Source organism: Comamonas jiangduensis (genome assembly GCF_030162955.1).
GTDB lineage: Bacteria > Pseudomonadota > Gammaproteobacteria > Burkholderiales > Burkholderiaceae_C > Comamonas > Comamonas jiangduensis.
On record NZ_JARXOV010000020.1, the window covers coordinates 52,055 to 67,822 of the forward strand.

Below are 15,768 nucleotides of genomic sequence, written 5' to 3' on the forward strand. Positions count from 1 at the left end.
CAGATGCAGGGGGTGATAGCGTTGGACAGCAGCTGCGGCTAGCAAGCGGAAAGCAGCCAAGGCATATGGAGCAAGATGCTGCCCCAGACCGGGTAGCTGGCCCGCCACGTGACGCTTTCATCTTGTGGCCGCAGGCGGGGTTGCGGGGCGAATTCAGGTGGCGCAGGCATGAGGTCGGTAATGCACAGCAATGACGCCATCCAGAAATGAGAGGCTTGTGCGCTGTTTGTCAGCATGGCGTGCTCCGTGCTTCAACTTGGATAGCGCATCGTGCTTGCAGACTGTGACGATTTAAAGAACGGCGCGCTGGCGGCGGCTTCACCGCCATTTTTTCACGGGGTGGTTCTGCGTGGCGAAACGAAAAATTGGTCGCGCACGTGACCCCGTGTGGGGGGCTTCCCGAATGGCAGCACGGGGGGAAGGCGATAGTTTTAAGGCATTCACAACCTGAGATGGAATGGCTTTTATGCGCTCGCACTTCAACCACTGGCCCCGTCGTGTTCCCCATACTTTGACGGTGCCTGCAACTTCGCTGTGGGACAACTTAGAGACCAGTGCGCGCCGCTACCCTGACAAAGCGGCCTTGCTGTTTTTTGGCAATGTCACCAGCTACCGTGAGCTGGCGCAGGGCGCTGAGCGGCTGGCTGCGCACTTGCATGCATCGGGCGTGCGCAAGGGCGATCGGGTGATTTTGCTGATGCAGAACCTGCCCCAGTTGGTGATGGCGCACTTTGCCATCTTGCGGGCGAATGCGGTGGTGGTGCCGGTGAACCCGATGAATCTGGCGCAGGAGCTGGAGCACTACATCACCGATGGCGATGTCAAGGTGGCCATCACCACGGCAGACCTGGGCGCAGAGTTGGTCAAAGCCAGCAATGCCTTGCCTGCGGGCCAGGGCTTGCAGCAGGTAGTGGTGACACAAGTGGGCGAATACCTGCCGCCTGAAAACCAGCGCGAGTTTGTGCCTGAGGTGTGGCAGGCGTGGCTGACCATGGAGCGCCCAGCGCTGACCTTGAACGCAGGCGAGGTCGTGAGCTGGAAGCAGGCGCTGGCCTGCACCGCTGCCGCGCCTGCGCTGGCGGTGGGGCCGCAGGATTTGAGTGTACTGCCCTACACCAGCGGCACCACGGGCTTGCCCAAAGGCTGCATGCACACGCATGCCAGCATCATGTTCAACGCCATAGCCTCGGCCGTGTGGGGCAGTGCCACCAGCGAGAACGTCACGCTGACGGTGATTCCCATGTTCCACATCACGGGCATGGTGTCGGTAATGCACTGCAGCATTTACGTGGGCGCCACCATGGTGCTGATGCCGCGCTGGGATCGTGAGCTGGCAGGGCGTTTGATCTCGCAGTACAAGGTCACGAACTGGACGAACATTCCCACCATGGTGATTGACTTGTTTGCCAGCCCTAACTTCCAGCAGTTTGACCTCAGCAGCCTGACCTATATCGGCGGCGGCGGTGCGGCCATGCCACAGGCGGTGGCCCAGCGTTTGTATGAGGCCTATGGCCTGCGCTATCAGGAAGGCTACGGGCTGACGGAAACCGCCGCCCCTTCGCACAACAACCCCCCAGAAAATGCCAAGCAGCAGTGCTTAGGCATTCCCTTCATCAGCACCGACGCGCGCGTGGTCGACCCCGATACGCTGCAAGAGCTGCCCGTGGGCGAGCAGGGCGAAATCGTGGTCAGTGGCCCCCAGGTGTTCAGCGGTTACTGGCGCAACGAGGCCGCCACCCGCGCGGTGTTTGTGGAGCTGGATGGCAAACGCTTTTTCCGCACGGGTGACCTGGGGCGCATGGATGAAGATGGCTATTTCTTCATCACCGACCGCCTCAAACGCATGATCAATGCCAGCGGCTTCAAGGTCTGGCCTGCAGAGGTGGAGGCACTGATGTTCCGCCACCCGGCCATTCAAGAGGCCTGCATCATTTCGGCCAAAGACGCGTACCGCGGCGAGACCGTCAAAGCCGTGGTGGTGTTGCGCGAGGCGTACAAGGGGCAAGTCTCGGCAGAAGACATCATGGCCTGGTGCCGTGAGAACATGGCGGCCTACAAAGTGCCGCGTTTGGTGTCGTTTGTGGACGCCTTGCCCAAAAGCGGCAGCGGCAAAGTGATGTGGCGCTTGCTGCAAGAAGCAGAGGCCACGCCCGCTTAAACGCCGCTCACACGGCCCCGCACGCCCAACGTGGGGGGCGCAGCCAGTGGTTGCGGGCTGCGATCCCCGCGCTGGCTGTTTCGCGCTGCTTCACCACCTTTGATGCACCCTTGCTGGGTCGTGTCGTGAGTCAGTCTTGCCTGCGGCGTCTGGTGATTTCCTGCTATTTTGATAGCTATCAGCGATTAATGGATAAGCGTTTAGGCAGGATTTGATCAAGATTGTAGGCAGGGCGTGCGCACCAACTTCGAAGGGCCTGCTCTGCGATCAATGCCTGCGCAGCCGCCCAAGCTGCTGGGCGAGGAGTAAGCTTGCCACCCTTATGGCCTATGTGACCTTTCCTCCTCCTTACCATTCACCCAACCGGGTGGCCGAGCAACTGCGCGACCATGGCTATGCCGTGCTACAGCCCCAGGATGTGGCGGCTTGGCTGGGCTGTGAGCTGGAGGCTTTGCTCGCGCTCAACCCTGACTGGGAAACGTTGCCCCCCGATGAGTTCCTCAAAGATGGTGGGCGCTACCGCTTTCGCCGCCATGCCAGTTTTAAAGTGACCGAAGGCGCGGTGGTGCAAGTGCCGCACCGCGCGCACTGGCAGCCGGTCAAATACAACGCCTTGCACGGCGGCATGGAGCGCTGGTTTGCACCCATGCTGGAATCCACCTGCGCGCAGGCAGTGTGGGTGCAACTGATTGCCAAGCTGGCGCAGCTGTCGCAGCAACTGTTTGCCCCTGATGCGCATGCACCATGCTATGTGGAGGCGCACCAATTTCGGATTGACACGGCCAGCGGTATTGGCCGCCCGACACCCGAAGGTGCGCACCGAGATGGCGTGGATTTGGTGGCGGTGTTTTTGGTGGGGCGCCAAGGCATCAAAGGCGGGGAGACGCGCGTGTTTGAAGCGACAGGCCCCAGTGGTTTGCGCTTTACCTTGACCGAACCGTGGTCCCTTATGCTGCTGGACGATGCACGCATGATTCATGAGTCCACGCCGATCCAGCCCCTGAGCGATAGCGAAACAGGGGCCCGTGACACCTTGGTGGTGACGTGCCGCGCCCAGGGTTTTCAGGGCGATACAGATAAAAAGGTTGTCTAATTTGACGCGAATCAAGACTGGCTGTCTACTACGCGCGCAGACTGCATATATTGGTTGATGACAAGTCAGCCCGGTTTACATAACAAGGAGTTTTTCATGTTCAAGCACATTCTGGTTCCTGTGGATGGTTCGGAAACATCGCTCAAAGCCGTATCCAAGGCCGCTGAACTGGCCAAGGCTTTTGGCAGCGAAGTCACGGCGGTCTACGTGCTCGATCCCTATCCTTTTACCGGCGTGGGTGCTGATTTCGCCTACGGCCAAGCCCAGTACCTGAGCGCTGCCACCGCAGAAGCCAACAAGGCCCTGGAAGACGTGAACAAGGCTATGGCGGAATCTGGCGTGGCCGTGAAAACCTTGGTGGGCGAGGGCCACGCTGTGCATGAAGGGATTGCACGTGTGGCTGAGAACGTGGGTGCAGACCTGATCGTGATGGGCTCGCATGGCCGCCGTGGTCTGGAAAAGCTGGTGTTGGGCAGCGTGGCGCAGCGCGTGCTGCAAACCGCCCGTATGCCGGTGCTGGTGGTGCGCGACTAAGCGACTGCCTAGGCTCAAGCCCAAAACGCTGCCTGCGAGCAGCGTTTTTTTATGGGCGTTGGACGGTGGCTGTGGGCTTGGCTTACTGGCCCAGCCGGGCAAACAAGGCGTCGGCCACGCGTTGGGCGGTTTGCAGCATTTGAATGGTCAACGGCGCGAGCAGGCGAAAGCCTCCCGCTTTACCGGTACGCAGGCGGTAGGCGTCGTCCAGGCGCTTCCACTGCACAAAAAAGTGTTCGATAAAGCGCATCATCAACGCCAACTGCAGCGCAACCCGCTGGGCCGGAAAACCCAGTTTGGCCAGTGGCGCAAGCAGGGCTTCGAGTAGTTGCAGGATGTGGGTGGGGTGCGTGGTCACGGTCAGGGCAACGCCCAGTGTGGAAGCGCAGGCCAGGCGCAGCGCACTGGTGGCGGCCAGCGCGTAGTTGCCCATGTAGGCATGAAAGGCCGCAATCAGGGCGGCTGCTATCAGCACCGAAACCATCAGGCGGCGCGCTACACGGGTGGCTTTGCCCAGGCTGAACCACAGCACAGCACAGGCTACGCTGCAAATACCCATGACCAGGGGCGACTGCACCAGAAACAGCAAGGTGCTGAGCACGGCCATCAGCACCAGCTTGAGCGCAGGGCTTAAGCGGTGCAGCCAGGTAGGGTGTTCGCTGTAGAGGCTACCCATGGTGCGTGGGGGGCTGAGGGTGCAAAGCGGCGATGCGCTGGCGCACATGGGCTTCGTAGGCCGCGCAGACCTGTGCACCGGGCCCATCGGCACGCACGTGGCCGCCCTCCATCCAGATCACGCGGGGGAAATGGCGCACATGATCGAGCAAGTGGGTGGAGACAATCACCTGCTGCGTGGTTTGCGCAATGTCGTGTGCCAACTGGGCTTGGCTGGGTAAATCAAGGCTGGCATAAGGCTCATCCAGCAGCAAGCTGCGCGGGCCCGCCAGCAGCAGCGCCAGCCAGCACACATGCTGGCGCTGGCCTTGGCTGAGGCTGGTGACGGCACGTTCGGCCCAGTCTTGCAAGCCACGTGCGTGCAGAAATTGCCGGGCTTGGGCTTGGGCGGCTTTCTTATTCAAACCCTGGGGCTGCAGGCCCAAAGCCAGCTCTTCCACCACGGTGGGGAAAATGATCTGGTCATCCGGGTTTTGAAACATCATGCCCACCCAGCGCGCGCGCTGGCTGCCGGCGGCGTGCAGGTTCTGCCCCTGGCTGAGCACCTGGCCCTGGTCGGGTGCCTCCAAACCACACAGCAGGCGCAGCAAGCTGGTTTTGCCGGCACCGTTGTCGCCAATCAAGCCTATGCGGGGTTCGTGCAACTGCAGGCTCAAGCCTTGAAAGACTTGGGTGCGGCCACGTTGCAGGTGGACATGTTGCAGCTCCAGCGCGGGAGCAGAGGGCATAGAGGCGGTGGGGGCGTTCATTCAAAGACAGGCAAGGCGGCGCAAAGCAGCTGGCATTGTGCCTGATGGGGTGCGGGCAGACAGCGGTTGTCGGCGTGTGCCCACGCATGCAAATGGGTTGGCCAGTTTCATAATGGCAAGGTCACTAACCCCGTCGCTACCTAAGGAGTGCATGTTATGAGCCAAACCCAAATTGCTATTGTGGTGGGCAGTCTGCGCAAAGACTCGTTCAACCGCCAGTTGGCGCATGCCATCATGAAGCTGGCCCCAGCGGGCGTGCATTTCAAAGAAGTCGCGATTGGTGACTTGCCGCTGTACAACCAGGATGCCGACGGCAATGAGGTAGCGCAGGTCAAGCAGTTTCGTGATGCGCTGCGCAGTGTGGATGGTGTGCTGTTCGTCACGCCCGAGTACAACCGCTCGGTTCCAGGGGTGCTGAAAAATGCCTTGGACCAAGGCTCGCGCCCCTACGGCCACAGTGTGTGGGATGGCAAACCGGCGGCGGTGGTAGGCATGTCACCTGGCGCTATTGGCACGGCGTTGGCGCAGCAGCATCTGCGCAATATCTTGGCCTACCTGAACATGCCCACGCTGGGGCAGCCCGAGATGTTCTTGCAGTACCAGGACGGCTTTTTCACGGCCGATGGCGCGGTGGCTGAGCGCAGCCATGCCTTCATCCAGAAGTTTGTGCAGCAGGTGGTGGACTGGGTGCATCAGCACAAGAAGTAAATGCACGCGCAGCCGTGCTTTGCGGCGCCTTGTGAGTGCTTCTAAAAAAAGAGCTGCCAGCGCATGGTATGGATGGGTTTGCATATGTTTTCTATGCGAAACACAGTAAATACCAGCGCTGGCAGCTCTTTTTTTATTTAGTAGGGAATTTATTTGGTACCGAATGCGCAGCGAGCAGTTGTGCGCAGGTCATTACAGCCCCTTGGCTTGGTCGATTGCTTGGACAATCGCTTTGCCCGTGGTTTGCACACCGGGTTTGTCAAAGCCTGAGCCGGGTGTCACCGCAGGGTGGCCCAGCAGGTATTGGCGTGTTTCTTGCGCCTGCGCTTGCTGGCTACGCACCGCTGACGCTTGGGCCGCTGGGGGCATGGGCGTGGGGCGCGTGTTGTTCAGGTAGTTTTGGTAGGCGTTGGCTTGCATGCGTTCGGCGCTCTCGCCACGTTGCTTTTGCATCCAGTAGCCGCCCACGATCAGCGCGGCCACCAACACCAGTACGGTAAATATCAAACCTGTGACCAAGCTGGAGTCAGTGCTTTTCGCGGGGAGGGGTGTGCGTGCTGCCATGGTGTGTGCTGTCCCAAGCGGTGGTGTTAGGTTCAATTGTAGGTCGGGGAAACACTGAGTAACGATTTGTCGCAGCTTGGGGCAGGGGCTCTTCGCGCAACGCGCGCCAGCCGTCGTTTTTCGGTATGTGCGTACAAACACGTAGAAGCCGCTGTGGCGGGGTGCTTGATTTTCAAGTCCTTGTTTTTCAATATTTTTTAAGATTTTTTCCAGGGGATTTGCCCCCGGTTTGGGGTGGATCAAATTTTTTACAATGTGCATCAGACTTTCAAATACCAAGCGCTTTGTCGTTACAAGCGCCTTCTGTAGAAAAAGAACTATGGAAGGTGAGTGGGCGGCGCAAGCGTGCAATCGCTGGACAAAACGAGGGACATTTCCATGGTCATGATTCGCCGTACTTTTATCGCCGCTTGTGCCTCTGCTGCTGTGGCGCTAACTGCGGGCACCGCAGCGGCTGCACCCAAAGAGGTGAAGCTGGGTTACGCACTGGCAGTGAACTCGCACTACGGCGCTGCCGCCAAGGCATGGGCGGATTCCGCAGAAAAAGCCACGGGCGGCGCATTCACCGTCAAGCACTTCCCCTCCAGCGCCCTGGGCGGTGAGCGCGAGCTGATCGAAGGCTTGCAACTGGGTACGGTGGAGGCGGCCATCGTCTCCACCGGCGCGCTGAGCAACTTTGTCAGCGATGTGGGTGTGGTGGATATTCCCTTCCTGTTTCGTGACACCAAGCACGCCCGCGCAGTGCTGGATGGCAAGTTTGGTCAAGACCTGCTGGCCAAGTTCAAGCAACGCGGCCTGATCGCACTGGCCTGGGGTGAGCAAGGTTTCCGTCACTTGACCAACAACAAGCTGGCGGTCAAGAGCGTGGCTGACCTGAAGGGTCTGAAGATTCGTGTGACAGAAAACCCTGTGCACATCACCGCCTTCCGCACCCTGGGTGCCGCACCTACGCCCATGTCTTGGCCCGAAGTGATCAGCGCCTTGCAGCAAGGCACGATCGATGGTCAGGAAAATCCCATTTCGGTGCTGACTTCCTCCAAGCTGTGGGAAGTGCAAAAGCACCTGACACTGACTTCGCACGTGTATGCACCGGTGGTGTTGGTGGTGTCGCCCACTTTCTGGGGTGGCTTGACTGATGCGCAAAAGGCGGCCTTTACCGAAGGTGCCAAGGCGGGTGCACAGGCTTCTCGCGCCTTTGTGGATGATGTGGAAGCCAAGGGCGTAGAGCTGGCCAAGAGCCACGGCATGCAAGTGGTCGAAAAAGTGGATGCGGCAGCCTTTCGCACTGCCTTGGAGCCTGCTTACAAGCAGTACGCCAAGAAGTTCGGTCAGCCAACGCTGGACGCTATTGCCAACGTGAAGTAAGGAAGCGCAGCTTCCGTTGTACCGCTGCGGTATTGCAAGGCCTGCGAGTGCTGATAGAGCCCCGCAGGCTTTTGCTGTTTGGCAGTGACGCAGCGCGATGTTGCGCATTGGTGCCTGCAAGCTGGTGTGCAACACATAGGCTAGCAGGCGGAGTGGACTCTTGAATGAAAGAGCTATGGGGCATCCACATGCACATGCATGTTTGCCTGCATACGACAACGACAACCTATGCTGGATCGCTTTGAACGCGGCTTGGTGGCAGCCAACCGCTGGTTACTTATTCTTTTGCTGCTGGCCATGGCCGTCATCATTTTTACCAATGTGGTGCTGCGCTACACCACGGGGGATTCGATCATCTGGGCGGAAGAGGTGGCGCGCCACATGATGATTTGGGTGGCATTCCTGGGCGCTGGCCTGGCGCTGCGTTTTGGGGGGCACGTGGCCATTGACAACCTGCACCGCGCTGTCAGTACGCGTGCAGCACGGGCCATACGCTCGGTGGTGGTGCTGGGCTTGTCGGCCTTTTTCATCTTTATGACGTATGCCTCTAGCGATTACGTCTGGCGCACCCGCTTCCAAAGTACGGCCGCCACGGATATCCCGATTTCCTTCATCTATGCAGCCATGCCTGTGGGTTTTTTGCTGATGCTGGTGCACCTGCTGCTGATTGCGCGCTCCTACATCTTGGAGGGGGAGTTCGAGCGCTCCGAAGAGATTGATGGCGAAACTGCAGGCTCGCTGTAAGCAGGGTCAAAACAAGGAAAAACGATGACTTTGACGCTGATTGTGTGCTTGGTACTGCTGATGGTGCTGGGCTTTCCCGTGGCGTTTGCCCTGGCGATTGCTTCTGCAATTGCCGTATTTGTGGGCGGCAAATACCCCCAGCTGGTGGTGTTCAAGGAGATGTTCACTGGCATTGACAGCTTTCCGCTGATGGCGGTGCCGTTCTTTATCTTTGCGGCCGAGCTGATGTCCGGCGGTGCGCTCACCCAGGTACTGCTGCGTTTTGCGGCACAGTTTGTGGGGCATTTGCGCGGCGGGCTGGGTTATGCCAACGTGGGCTCATCGGTGCTGTTTGCGGGTATTTCAGGCTCTGCCTTGGCAGACGCTGCCGGCCCTGGCGCCATGATGACCAAGATGATGACCAAAGCCGGTTATGACCGCCCGTACGCGGCGGCGCTGACGGCCAACTCCGCCATCATCGGCCCCATCATTCCGCCCTCGATCAGCATGATCATCTACGCGCTGCAAGATGAGAATGTGTCGGTCGGTGCGCTGTTTATTGCAGGCTTCATTCCCGGTTTGCTGATTGCAGCGGCGCTGTGCGTGGTGAACTGGTGGGTGTGCAAAAAGCGCGGCTATCGCTCGACCGATCCACGCCCTTCCGCCAAGGAGATGCTGGTCAACACGCTCAAGGCCATTCCGGTGCTGCTGCTGGTGGCGCTGATCATCATTGGTATCCGCTTTGGCGTGTTCACGCCGACCGAGGCCTCGGTGGTGGCTGTGGTGTATGCCTTTGTGTGTGGCAAGTGGGTGTATCGCACGCTGCGCTGGGATGCGATTCCTGGTATCACGGCACGCTCGGGCTTGCTCACGGCTTCGGTGTTGCTGGTGATGGCGGCTTCTCAGCCGTTTGCCTGGATTTTGACGGTCGAGGGGATTCCGCAGTTCCTGTCGCAACTGATCATCAGTTGGGAGCTGTCTCCCATCATGTTCTTGCTGGCGGTGAACGTGCTGCTGCTGATTTTTGGCATTTTCATGGAGCCGCTGCCCGGCATCATGATCTTGGTGCCCATCTTGGCGCCCATTGCCAACGCTTTGGGCATTGACCCCATCCAGTTTGCCATGGTGGTTGTGGTGAACCTGACCTTGGGCATGATTACGCCGCCGGTCGGGGGGCTGTTGTTTGTGACCTGCGTGGCCACCAAAACCACGCTGTCTGAACTGAACAAAGAGCTGCCGATCTTCTTGGTGGCGCAGTTAATCGTGCTGATGCTGCTGACTTTTGTGCCTGCGCTGTCGGTGTGGCTGCCGCACTCGCTGGGCTTCTAGCGCCTTGGTTGGATCAAAGTTGTACCCAAAAAAGCCCGGACTATCCGGGCTTTTTTTATGGGGCAGGCCAAAGGCCAAGCTTCAACGTCGCGGGTCGAAAGGTATTACGCCGATTGTGTGGGTGGGTTCAGTTTGTCCCAGGCATCCAAGGTTTCGGCGGCATACATCAGGGCAGGGCCACCGCCCATGTACACGGCAATGCCCAGCATTTCCTCCAACTCTTGGCGTGTTGCACCCAGCTTTTGCAGCGCTTTGGTGTGAAAACCAATGCAGCCGGAGCAGCGCTGCGTCACGCCAATGGCCAACGCAATCAGTTCCTTGTTTTTCGCGCTGATGGCGCCTTCGGCCATGGATGCCTGGGCCAGTTGCGCAAAGCCTTGCATCGCGGCGCTTTGCGACTGGCGGAAGGGGCGCAGGGCATGGTTGATGTCGCGGGTCAGTGTCTGGTGGTCAAACGAGCTCATGGTGATCTCCTTGCGGTTTGCGAGTGAACGGTATTACTGGGATTGGGCGGGCTGCCAAATGCCGTCTGGCGCTTGGCTGGCATCTTGGAGGAAGGCGTTGACCGGCACTTGGATGTAGGTGCGGCCATCGGTTTGCGCGGGGGGCATGCGGCCTGCCCGCAAGTTGACCTGCACGGAAGGCAAGATCAGCGTGGGCATGGCCAAAGTGGCATCGCGGCAGTTGCGCATGGCCACAAACTCCGCTTCGCTGATGCCGTCGCGCACGTGGATGTTGTGCGCTTTTTGCTCGGCCACGGTGCTGACCCATGCGGCTGCGCGTGTGGCTAGCGGGTAGTCGTGGCAGACGTGGATGCGGGTGTCTGCAGGCAGGCGCAGAATGCGCTGGATGGAGCGGTACAGCACTGCGGCATCCCCGCCGGGGAAGTCTGCGCGGGCGGTGCCCACATCGGGCATGAACAAGGTGTCGCCCACAAACACATCGCGGCCCACCAGATAGGCCATGTCGGCGGGGGTGTGGCCCGGCACCAGCAAGGCCGTGACCGCCAAGTTGCCCACGTGGAAGACTTCGCCGTCTTCAAACAGGTGGTCAAACTGGCTGCCATCCGGCAAAAAGCTGCGTTCAAAGTGGAACACGGTGCGGAAGATTTTCTGCACCTGGCGGATGTTGGCGCCAATCGCAATCTTGCCGCCCAGGTGGTGGCGAATATGCTGCGCGCCGGAGATGTGGTCGGCGTGGGCGTGTGTCTCCAAAATCCACTGCACCTGCCAGCCCTGGGCACGCACGTACTCGATCATGCGGTCGCTGCTGGCGCTGGTGAGCGTGCCGGACTTGGGCTCAAAGTCCAGTACGGGGTCAATCACTGCAGCGTGGCCGGTGGCCGTGTCGGCCAGCACATAACTGACCGTGCCGGTGACGTCGTCAAAAAACGATTCGATGTGAGGCTGGGGTGTGTGCATGGAGATTCCTTTTTTTGCAACGGTCATGCAATCAATATTTTTTTTAATATAATATAAAAACGTAGATTGAGTGAAGCGTGCTTGTTGTGTATGTGACAAAAGTCAACACCGTCTACGTTTTCAACAACTCAGGAGATCGTAATGAAAGCAAATGTTGGTGGTTGGGATCGGGGGCTGCGCATCGTGCTGGGCTTGGTGCTGATTGCGCTGGCGGCCACAGGCACTGTGGGCTGGTGGGGCTGGCTGGGCGTGATTCCTTTGCTCACAGGGCTGGTGCGTTTTTGCCCTTTGTACCCGCTGCTGGGGCTGAGCACCTGTCCCTTGCAGCGCAAGCAATGAGTCGGTCGGTGGCGGTTTAACTTGGCACCGAGGGCGTCACAAGTGCCCTTGGTGGGAATGATGATGGAAACAACTTTCATGGAGCCAGCGGTAGACCCCGCTGCAGCATTGGATTTGGCGAGCATGCGCGCGCATGCGGCAGAGGCGGTGGCCATGCTCAAGCTCTTGGGCAATGAAGACCGCTTGCTGCTGCTGTGCCAGATTGCCTTGCAAGAGCGCACGGTGACCGAGTTGGAGCAACTCACGGGCATTACCCAGCCCACGCTGTCCCAGCAACTGGGGGTGCTGCGCCGTGAGGGGCTGGTGTCCACGCGCCGTGAAGGCAAGTTTATTTGGTACCAATTGGCCGATGTACGTGCTTTGCAGTTGATGCAAGTGGTGCATCAGTTGTTCTGCGGCCCGGCCGCACATGGAGCTCAGGCATGAGTATTTATTGGGAAGCTTTTACGCCCTGGTCGGCGCTGGCGGGGGGGGCGGTCATTGGCTTGGCCGCGGCATTGATGGTGGTGCTGCTGGGACGTATTGCGGGTATCAGTGGCATCGTTGGTAATTTGCTGCAAGCCGCCACCTGGGGCTCGGTCAGGCAGTGGGGCTGGCGTGTGGCGTTTGTGCTGGGTATGGTGGCTGCGCCCATCGTGTGGCAATGGTTTGCACCCTTGCCCGCGATGGAGATGCCTTCCAACCCTTGGGTGATCGGGCTGGCTGGTTTGCTGGTGGGCTTTGGTACGCGTTTGGGCTCGGGCTGCACCAGTGGGCACGGGGTGTGCGGGTTGTCACGCCTGTCGCTGCGTTCGCTGGCGGCAACGCTGATGTTTATGGCCACGGGTGTGCTGACGGTGTTTGTCGTGCGCCACGTGCTGGCTTAAGTCTGCAAGAGAGGAAGTTGTGATGATTGCAATCGTTGCTTTGCTGTCTGGGCTGGTGTTTGGCCTGGGCTTGATTCTGTCGGGCATGGGTAACCCCGCCAAGGTGCAGAACTTTCTGGATATTGGGGGCACTTGGGACCCCTCATTGGGACTGGTGATGGGCGGTGCCATTGCCGTCGGGCTGGTCGCTTTTACCTGGGCCAAACGCCGCAAGACCTCGGTTTTGGGTGAGCCCATGCAACTGCCCACATCGACGGCGGTGGATCGCAAACTGCTCACGGGTGCCGCTTTGTTTGGTGCGGGCTGGGGGCTGGCAGGTTTTTGTCCAGGCCCTGCCGTGATGAATCTGGCGACACTGCGCTTTGAGGTGTGGCTGTTTGTGGCTGCAATGCTGGCTGGCATGGTGCTGCAGCATGCATGGGCCAAGCGATCGGCCTGAAAAATACTATTATTGATAGCTGCTAGTGCTTGCTGCGTAAGCGCTAGAGCCTTAAAAGGCTAAGAATATGCACGAACAGATGTGGCCGCTGTGGCTGACCTTGGCGCTGGCGCTGGTGTACTTTGTCAAGCAGTGGTGCTGGCCTTCAGCCGCCACGCGCCAGCACGACCAACTGCGCAGCGATTGGCTGCAGTCGGTGTCCGCCACGCCGGGTACCGAAGTGCTGGGCGTGCAGACCATTCGCAACTCCCTCATGTCCTGCACGATGACGGCCACCGCCGCCACGCTGGCGTTCATGGGCAGCATCAGCTTGCTCTACAGCAGCTGGGCGCAGACGGTCTCGCTCGGCAACAAAAGTGCGTTTTTGCAGCATGTGTTGGCCGTGCTGGTGCTGCTGGGCATGTCGTTCATCACCTCCATGCTGTCTGCGCGCCAGTGGCACCACGCCGGGTTTGTGGCAGGCATGCCCGTGGGCAGCCCGCAGCGCCAGCAGTGGCTGCCTTTAGGGCAGCAGTGCCTGCGCAAGGCCGGGCATTACTACGCCTTGTCGGTGCGTTTGCTGATGTGGTGTGTGCCAGTGGCCGTGGTGGGGTTGTTTGCGTGGCCCGGGGTGATTGCTGCGGTGCTCATGCTGGTGGTGTTGTGGCGCGGTATTGATCGCTAAGCGCTAACACAGATGCGGCGACGCAGCAGGGGCTGGATCGTAGCATTTTGATTTTATTGCCGTATGTGCGCGATTATTTTGACTTTTTAATACTTCCTTAATGTTGATTTTTGATAATCAGAAAATTTGCAAAAAATACCAATAAAAACAATGACTTATACTATTGACAATGGTCAAATATAAATAGCCGCCAGCGGGTTGAAAATCAGTTTATTCCATTAATAAACGGATTTTCAATATGACTGAAAACCGCCTATCCCCCACGACCTCCGACAGCAAGCGCAGTTTCTTGCAAGAGTTGGTTGCGCTGGCCACGGGCTTTGGGCTTGCTGGCGCAGCGCAAGCCGCGCCGGCGACGCCAGATTTTCAACCCACCCGCCGACCCGGTATGCAAGGCAAGCGCTTTGGCATGCTGGTGGATATGCGCAAGTGCATCGGCTGCCAGGCCTGCACGGTGAGCTGCTCGGTGGAGAACCTGCCGCCCATCGGCCAGTTTCGCACCACCGTGCTGCAGTACGAGGTGAACCAGGGTGAGGGCAGTGCCCCGGCCATGGTCAGCCTGCCGCGCCTGTGCAACCACTGCGACAACCCGCCGTGCGTGCCCGTGTGCCCGGTGCAGGCCACCTTCCAGCGCACCGACGGCATTGTGCTGGTCGACAACGAGCGCTGCGTAGGCTGCGGCTACTGCGTGCAGGCCTGCCCTTACGACGCCCGCTTTATCAACCACGAGACCCAAACCGCCGACAAGTGCACCTTCTGTGAGCACCGTCTGGAGGCAGGCTTGCTGCCCGCTTGCGTGGAAAGCTGTGTGGGTGGTGCGCGCGTGATTGGTGACTTGAACGACGCTGACAGCGAGATCAACCAGCGCATGCAAGCGGACAAGGACGACATCAAGGTGCTCAAGCCCGGTATGAAGACCGAGCCGCGCGTGTTCTACATCGGCTTGCCCGATGCGTTCGTGAACGGCGTTGATGGCCAAGCCAGCGTGCGCTTGCTGTCAGACCACTGAACTTCCCGGAGGCTTTTATGCAAATCATTGAACTCCTGACGCCGCACTACGAAGTGGCGTGGCTGCCTTGGGCGGTGCAGTACTTTTTCCTCGTTGGCGTAGCCACTGGTGCTGCATTGCTGGTGAGTGTGTGCGCCTTCGGCCAAGCGGGTGGGGCGCTGCAGCGCTTGTTGCCTGTGGCGGTATTGACGCTGGCCGTCAGCGGTCTGGCTGCTCCCGTGTCGTTGCTGGCCGACTTGCACCAGCCCGCACGGTTTTGGCATTTTTATGCACACATGACTCCGTGGTCGTGGATGTGGCGTGGCGCGGTGCTGCTGCCCGTGTTCATGGGCTTGCTGGTGGCCATGTGCGCCAGCTGGTGGCTGGGCCAGGCGCGCTGGCTGCGCTGGCTGGCGCCGTTGATGGTGCTGTCGGCACTGTCCATCACGGTCTATACCGGTGCGGAAATGATGGTGGTGCGCTCACGCCCCTTGTGGAACACGATGTGGGTGCCTGTGAACCTGGCGCTGACAGGCTGGCTGGCTGCAGTGGGTGTGGCCCTGGTGGTGGAGCGCTTTTTGCCCGCCCAGCTGCGCCCTGACGCCCGCGCTTTGCAGGCTTTGCGTGCCATTGGCCTGTGGCTGGCTGCCGCACTGGTGGTGGCGGCAGTGTTGTGGGCACTCAGCGGTCTGCTGGGTATGAGCCCCTCGTTCAACGAAGCCCTGCGCTTGGTGCAGGAGTTCCCGGTGTGGCGCATGACCATGATCGGCTCGGCCATCTTTGGCGCGGTCGTCGTGGGTGCCTTGTTGCGCGGCAAGCAGCGCTTGCAGGCCAAGGGTTTTACGTTGGTGCTGGGTCTGGGGCTGGCCGCTGCTGCTTGGGCCTTCCGCTGGGCGCTGTTCATGGGGGTGCAGGGCGTACCCAAGTTTGGCGCAGGCTTGTACCTGTACCACATGCCTTGGGGCGGCGATGGCCTGCTGGGCATGCTGGGTGTGGCGGGTTTGTGTGTGGCACTGGTGGCCATGGTGACCTGGGCGCTGGAGGTGTTCCCCGCCCGCAACCCGCGCACTGCTTGAGCCTTGTAGCCAAGACTTTGAAAGAAACAGGCCTCTAACGCAATATTGACGGGCGCTGATAGCTATCAAAAGCATCA

General features: G+C 59.7%; 20 protein-coding genes. 14 read left to right on the top strand and 6 right to left on the bottom strand.

From position 1 onward, the window contains the following. Positions 1 to 38: 38 nt before the first annotated feature. Entirely contained in the window at positions 39 to 236 is a 198-nt protein-coding gene (locus QEP12_RS14660) for a hypothetical protein (protein ID WP_284214709.1), read from the bottom strand. Positions 237 to 466: 230 nt separating this feature from the next. Between QEP12_RS14660 and QEP12_RS14665 the strand changes: the two genes are divergently transcribed. The 3 genes from QEP12_RS14665 (at position 467) to QEP12_RS14675 (ending at position 3,785) form a co-directional block, all read left to right on the top strand. Next, positions 467 to 2,158: a long-chain fatty acid--CoA ligase gene (locus QEP12_RS14665; protein ID WP_219164778.1), complete on the top strand. Its 1,692-nt coding sequence runs from the start codon at positions 467 to 469 to the stop codon at positions 2,156 to 2,158. Positions 2,159 to 2,480: 322 nt separating this feature from the next. Continuing rightward, positions 2,481 to 3,251, top strand: coding sequence for a 2OG-Fe dioxygenase family protein (locus QEP12_RS14670; RefSeq protein WP_284214710.1), 771 nt, complete (start codon positions 2,481 to 2,483; stop codon positions 3,249 to 3,251). A 96-nt stretch (positions 3,252 to 3,347) separates the two neighbouring features. Then, positions 3,348 to 3,785 (top strand): universal stress protein, encoded by a 438-nt coding sequence (locus QEP12_RS14675; RefSeq protein WP_219162137.1) that lies wholly within the window; start codon positions 3,348 to 3,350, stop codon positions 3,783 to 3,785. An 82-nt stretch (positions 3,786 to 3,867) separates the two neighbouring features. On the opposite strand, the gene QEP12_RS14680 is transcribed toward QEP12_RS14675, so the two are convergent. Both QEP12_RS14680 and QEP12_RS14685 read right to left on the bottom strand, forming a co-directional pair. Further along, positions 3,868 to 4,461 carry an energy-coupling factor transporter transmembrane component T family protein gene (locus QEP12_RS14680; RefSeq protein WP_174863385.1) on the bottom strand — a complete coding sequence of 198 codons (594 nt, stop codon included), beginning with the start codon at positions 4,459 to 4,461 and terminating at the stop codon, positions 3,868 to 3,870. Continuing rightward, complete coding sequence (locus QEP12_RS14685; RefSeq protein ID WP_431308095.1) at positions 4,454 to 5,188, bottom strand: energy-coupling factor ABC transporter ATP-binding protein; 735 nt, start codon at positions 5,186 to 5,188, stop codon at positions 4,454 to 4,456. The genes QEP12_RS14680 and QEP12_RS14685 overlap by 8 nt, the downstream gene beginning before the upstream one ends. A gap of 177 nt (positions 5,189 to 5,365) precedes the next feature. Between QEP12_RS14685 and QEP12_RS14690 the strand changes: the two genes are divergently transcribed. After that, entirely contained in the window at positions 5,366 to 5,917 is a 552-nt protein-coding gene (locus tag QEP12_RS14690) for an NADPH-dependent FMN reductase (protein WP_219162134.1), read from the top strand. A 192-nt stretch (positions 5,918 to 6,109) separates the two neighbouring features. Here the strand turns inward: QEP12_RS14690 and QEP12_RS14695 are convergent, their stop codons facing one another. Next, positions 6,110 to 6,481 carry a hypothetical protein gene (locus QEP12_RS14695; protein ID WP_174863388.1) on the bottom strand — a complete coding sequence of 124 codons (372 nt, stop codon included), beginning with the start codon at positions 6,479 to 6,481 and terminating at the stop codon, positions 6,110 to 6,112. 378 nt (positions 6,482 to 6,859) lie between these two features. Here QEP12_RS14695 and QEP12_RS14700 point away from each other — a divergent pair, with 378 nt between their 5' ends. From QEP12_RS14700 to QEP12_RS14710, 3 genes are all read left to right on the top strand, one after another. Continuing rightward, positions 6,860 to 7,846: a TRAP transporter substrate-binding protein gene (locus QEP12_RS14700; RefSeq protein ID WP_219162132.1), complete on the top strand. Its 987-nt coding sequence runs from the start codon at positions 6,860 to 6,862 to the stop codon at positions 7,844 to 7,846. A 228-nt stretch (positions 7,847 to 8,074) separates the two neighbouring features. Further along, entirely contained in the window at positions 8,075 to 8,590 is a 516-nt protein-coding gene (locus QEP12_RS14705) for a TRAP transporter small permease (RefSeq protein ID WP_284214713.1), read from the top strand. Between the two features lie 24 nt (positions 8,591 to 8,614). Further along, positions 8,615 to 9,898 carry a TRAP transporter large permease gene (locus QEP12_RS14710; protein WP_284214714.1) on the top strand — a complete coding sequence of 428 codons (1,284 nt, stop codon included), beginning with the start codon at positions 8,615 to 8,617 and terminating at the stop codon, positions 9,896 to 9,898. A 104-nt stretch (positions 9,899 to 10,002) separates the two neighbouring features. Here QEP12_RS14710 and QEP12_RS14715 read toward each other — a convergent pair whose 3' ends face one another. Together QEP12_RS14715 and QEP12_RS14720 are read right to left on the bottom strand one after the other, a co-directional pair. After that, positions 10,003 to 10,362: a carboxymuconolactone decarboxylase family protein gene (locus QEP12_RS14715; protein WP_174864214.1), complete on the bottom strand. Its 360-nt coding sequence runs from the start codon at positions 10,360 to 10,362 to the stop codon at positions 10,003 to 10,005. Positions 10,363 to 10,395: 33 nt separating this feature from the next. Further along, the gene (locus QEP12_RS14720; protein WP_284214715.1) at positions 10,396 to 11,319 is read right to left on the bottom strand and encodes an MBL fold metallo-hydrolase; all 924 of its coding nucleotides are present in this window, start codon (positions 11,317 to 11,319) and stop codon (positions 10,396 to 10,398) included. Between the two features lie 141 nt (positions 11,320 to 11,460). Here QEP12_RS14720 and QEP12_RS14725 point away from each other — a divergent pair, with 141 nt between their 5' ends. The 7 genes from QEP12_RS14725 (at position 11,461) to nrfD (ending at position 15,691) form a co-directional block, all read left to right on the top strand. After that, positions 11,461 to 11,658 (top strand): YgaP family membrane protein, encoded by a 198-nt coding sequence (locus QEP12_RS14725; RefSeq protein ID WP_219162127.1) that lies wholly within the window; start codon positions 11,461 to 11,463, stop codon positions 11,656 to 11,658. A gap of 63 nt (positions 11,659 to 11,721) precedes the next feature. Then, positions 11,722 to 12,084 (top strand): ArsR/SmtB family transcription factor, encoded by a 363-nt coding sequence (locus tag QEP12_RS14730; RefSeq protein WP_284214716.1) that lies wholly within the window; start codon positions 11,722 to 11,724, stop codon positions 12,082 to 12,084. Beyond that, complete coding sequence (locus tag QEP12_RS14735; protein WP_284214717.1) at positions 12,081 to 12,524, top strand: YeeE/YedE family protein; 444 nt, start codon at positions 12,081 to 12,083, stop codon at positions 12,522 to 12,524. Before QEP12_RS14730 ends, QEP12_RS14735 begins: the two co-directional genes overlap by 4 nt. Positions 12,525 to 12,546: 22 nt before the next feature. Then, complete coding sequence (locus QEP12_RS14740) at positions 12,547 to 12,963, top strand: DUF6691 family protein (protein ID WP_431308096.1); 417 nt, start codon at positions 12,547 to 12,549, stop codon at positions 12,961 to 12,963. A 67-nt stretch (positions 12,964 to 13,030) separates the two neighbouring features. After that, positions 13,031 to 13,627: a DUF599 family protein gene (locus QEP12_RS14745; RefSeq protein ID WP_284214719.1), complete on the top strand. Its 597-nt coding sequence runs from the start codon at positions 13,031 to 13,033 to the stop codon at positions 13,625 to 13,627. Between the two features lie 238 nt (positions 13,628 to 13,865). Beyond that, positions 13,866 to 14,636, top strand: coding sequence for a sulfate reduction electron transfer complex DsrMKJOP subunit DsrO (gene dsrO, locus QEP12_RS14750; protein ID WP_219162123.1), 771 nt, complete (start codon positions 13,866 to 13,868; stop codon positions 14,634 to 14,636). 17 nt (positions 14,637 to 14,653) lie between these two features. After that, the gene (gene nrfD / locus QEP12_RS14755) at positions 14,654 to 15,691 is read left to right on the top strand and encodes an NrfD/PsrC family molybdoenzyme membrane anchor subunit (protein ID WP_284214720.1); all 1,038 of its coding nucleotides are present in this window, start codon (positions 14,654 to 14,656) and stop codon (positions 15,689 to 15,691) included. Positions 15,692 to 15,768: the final 77 nt, after the last annotated feature.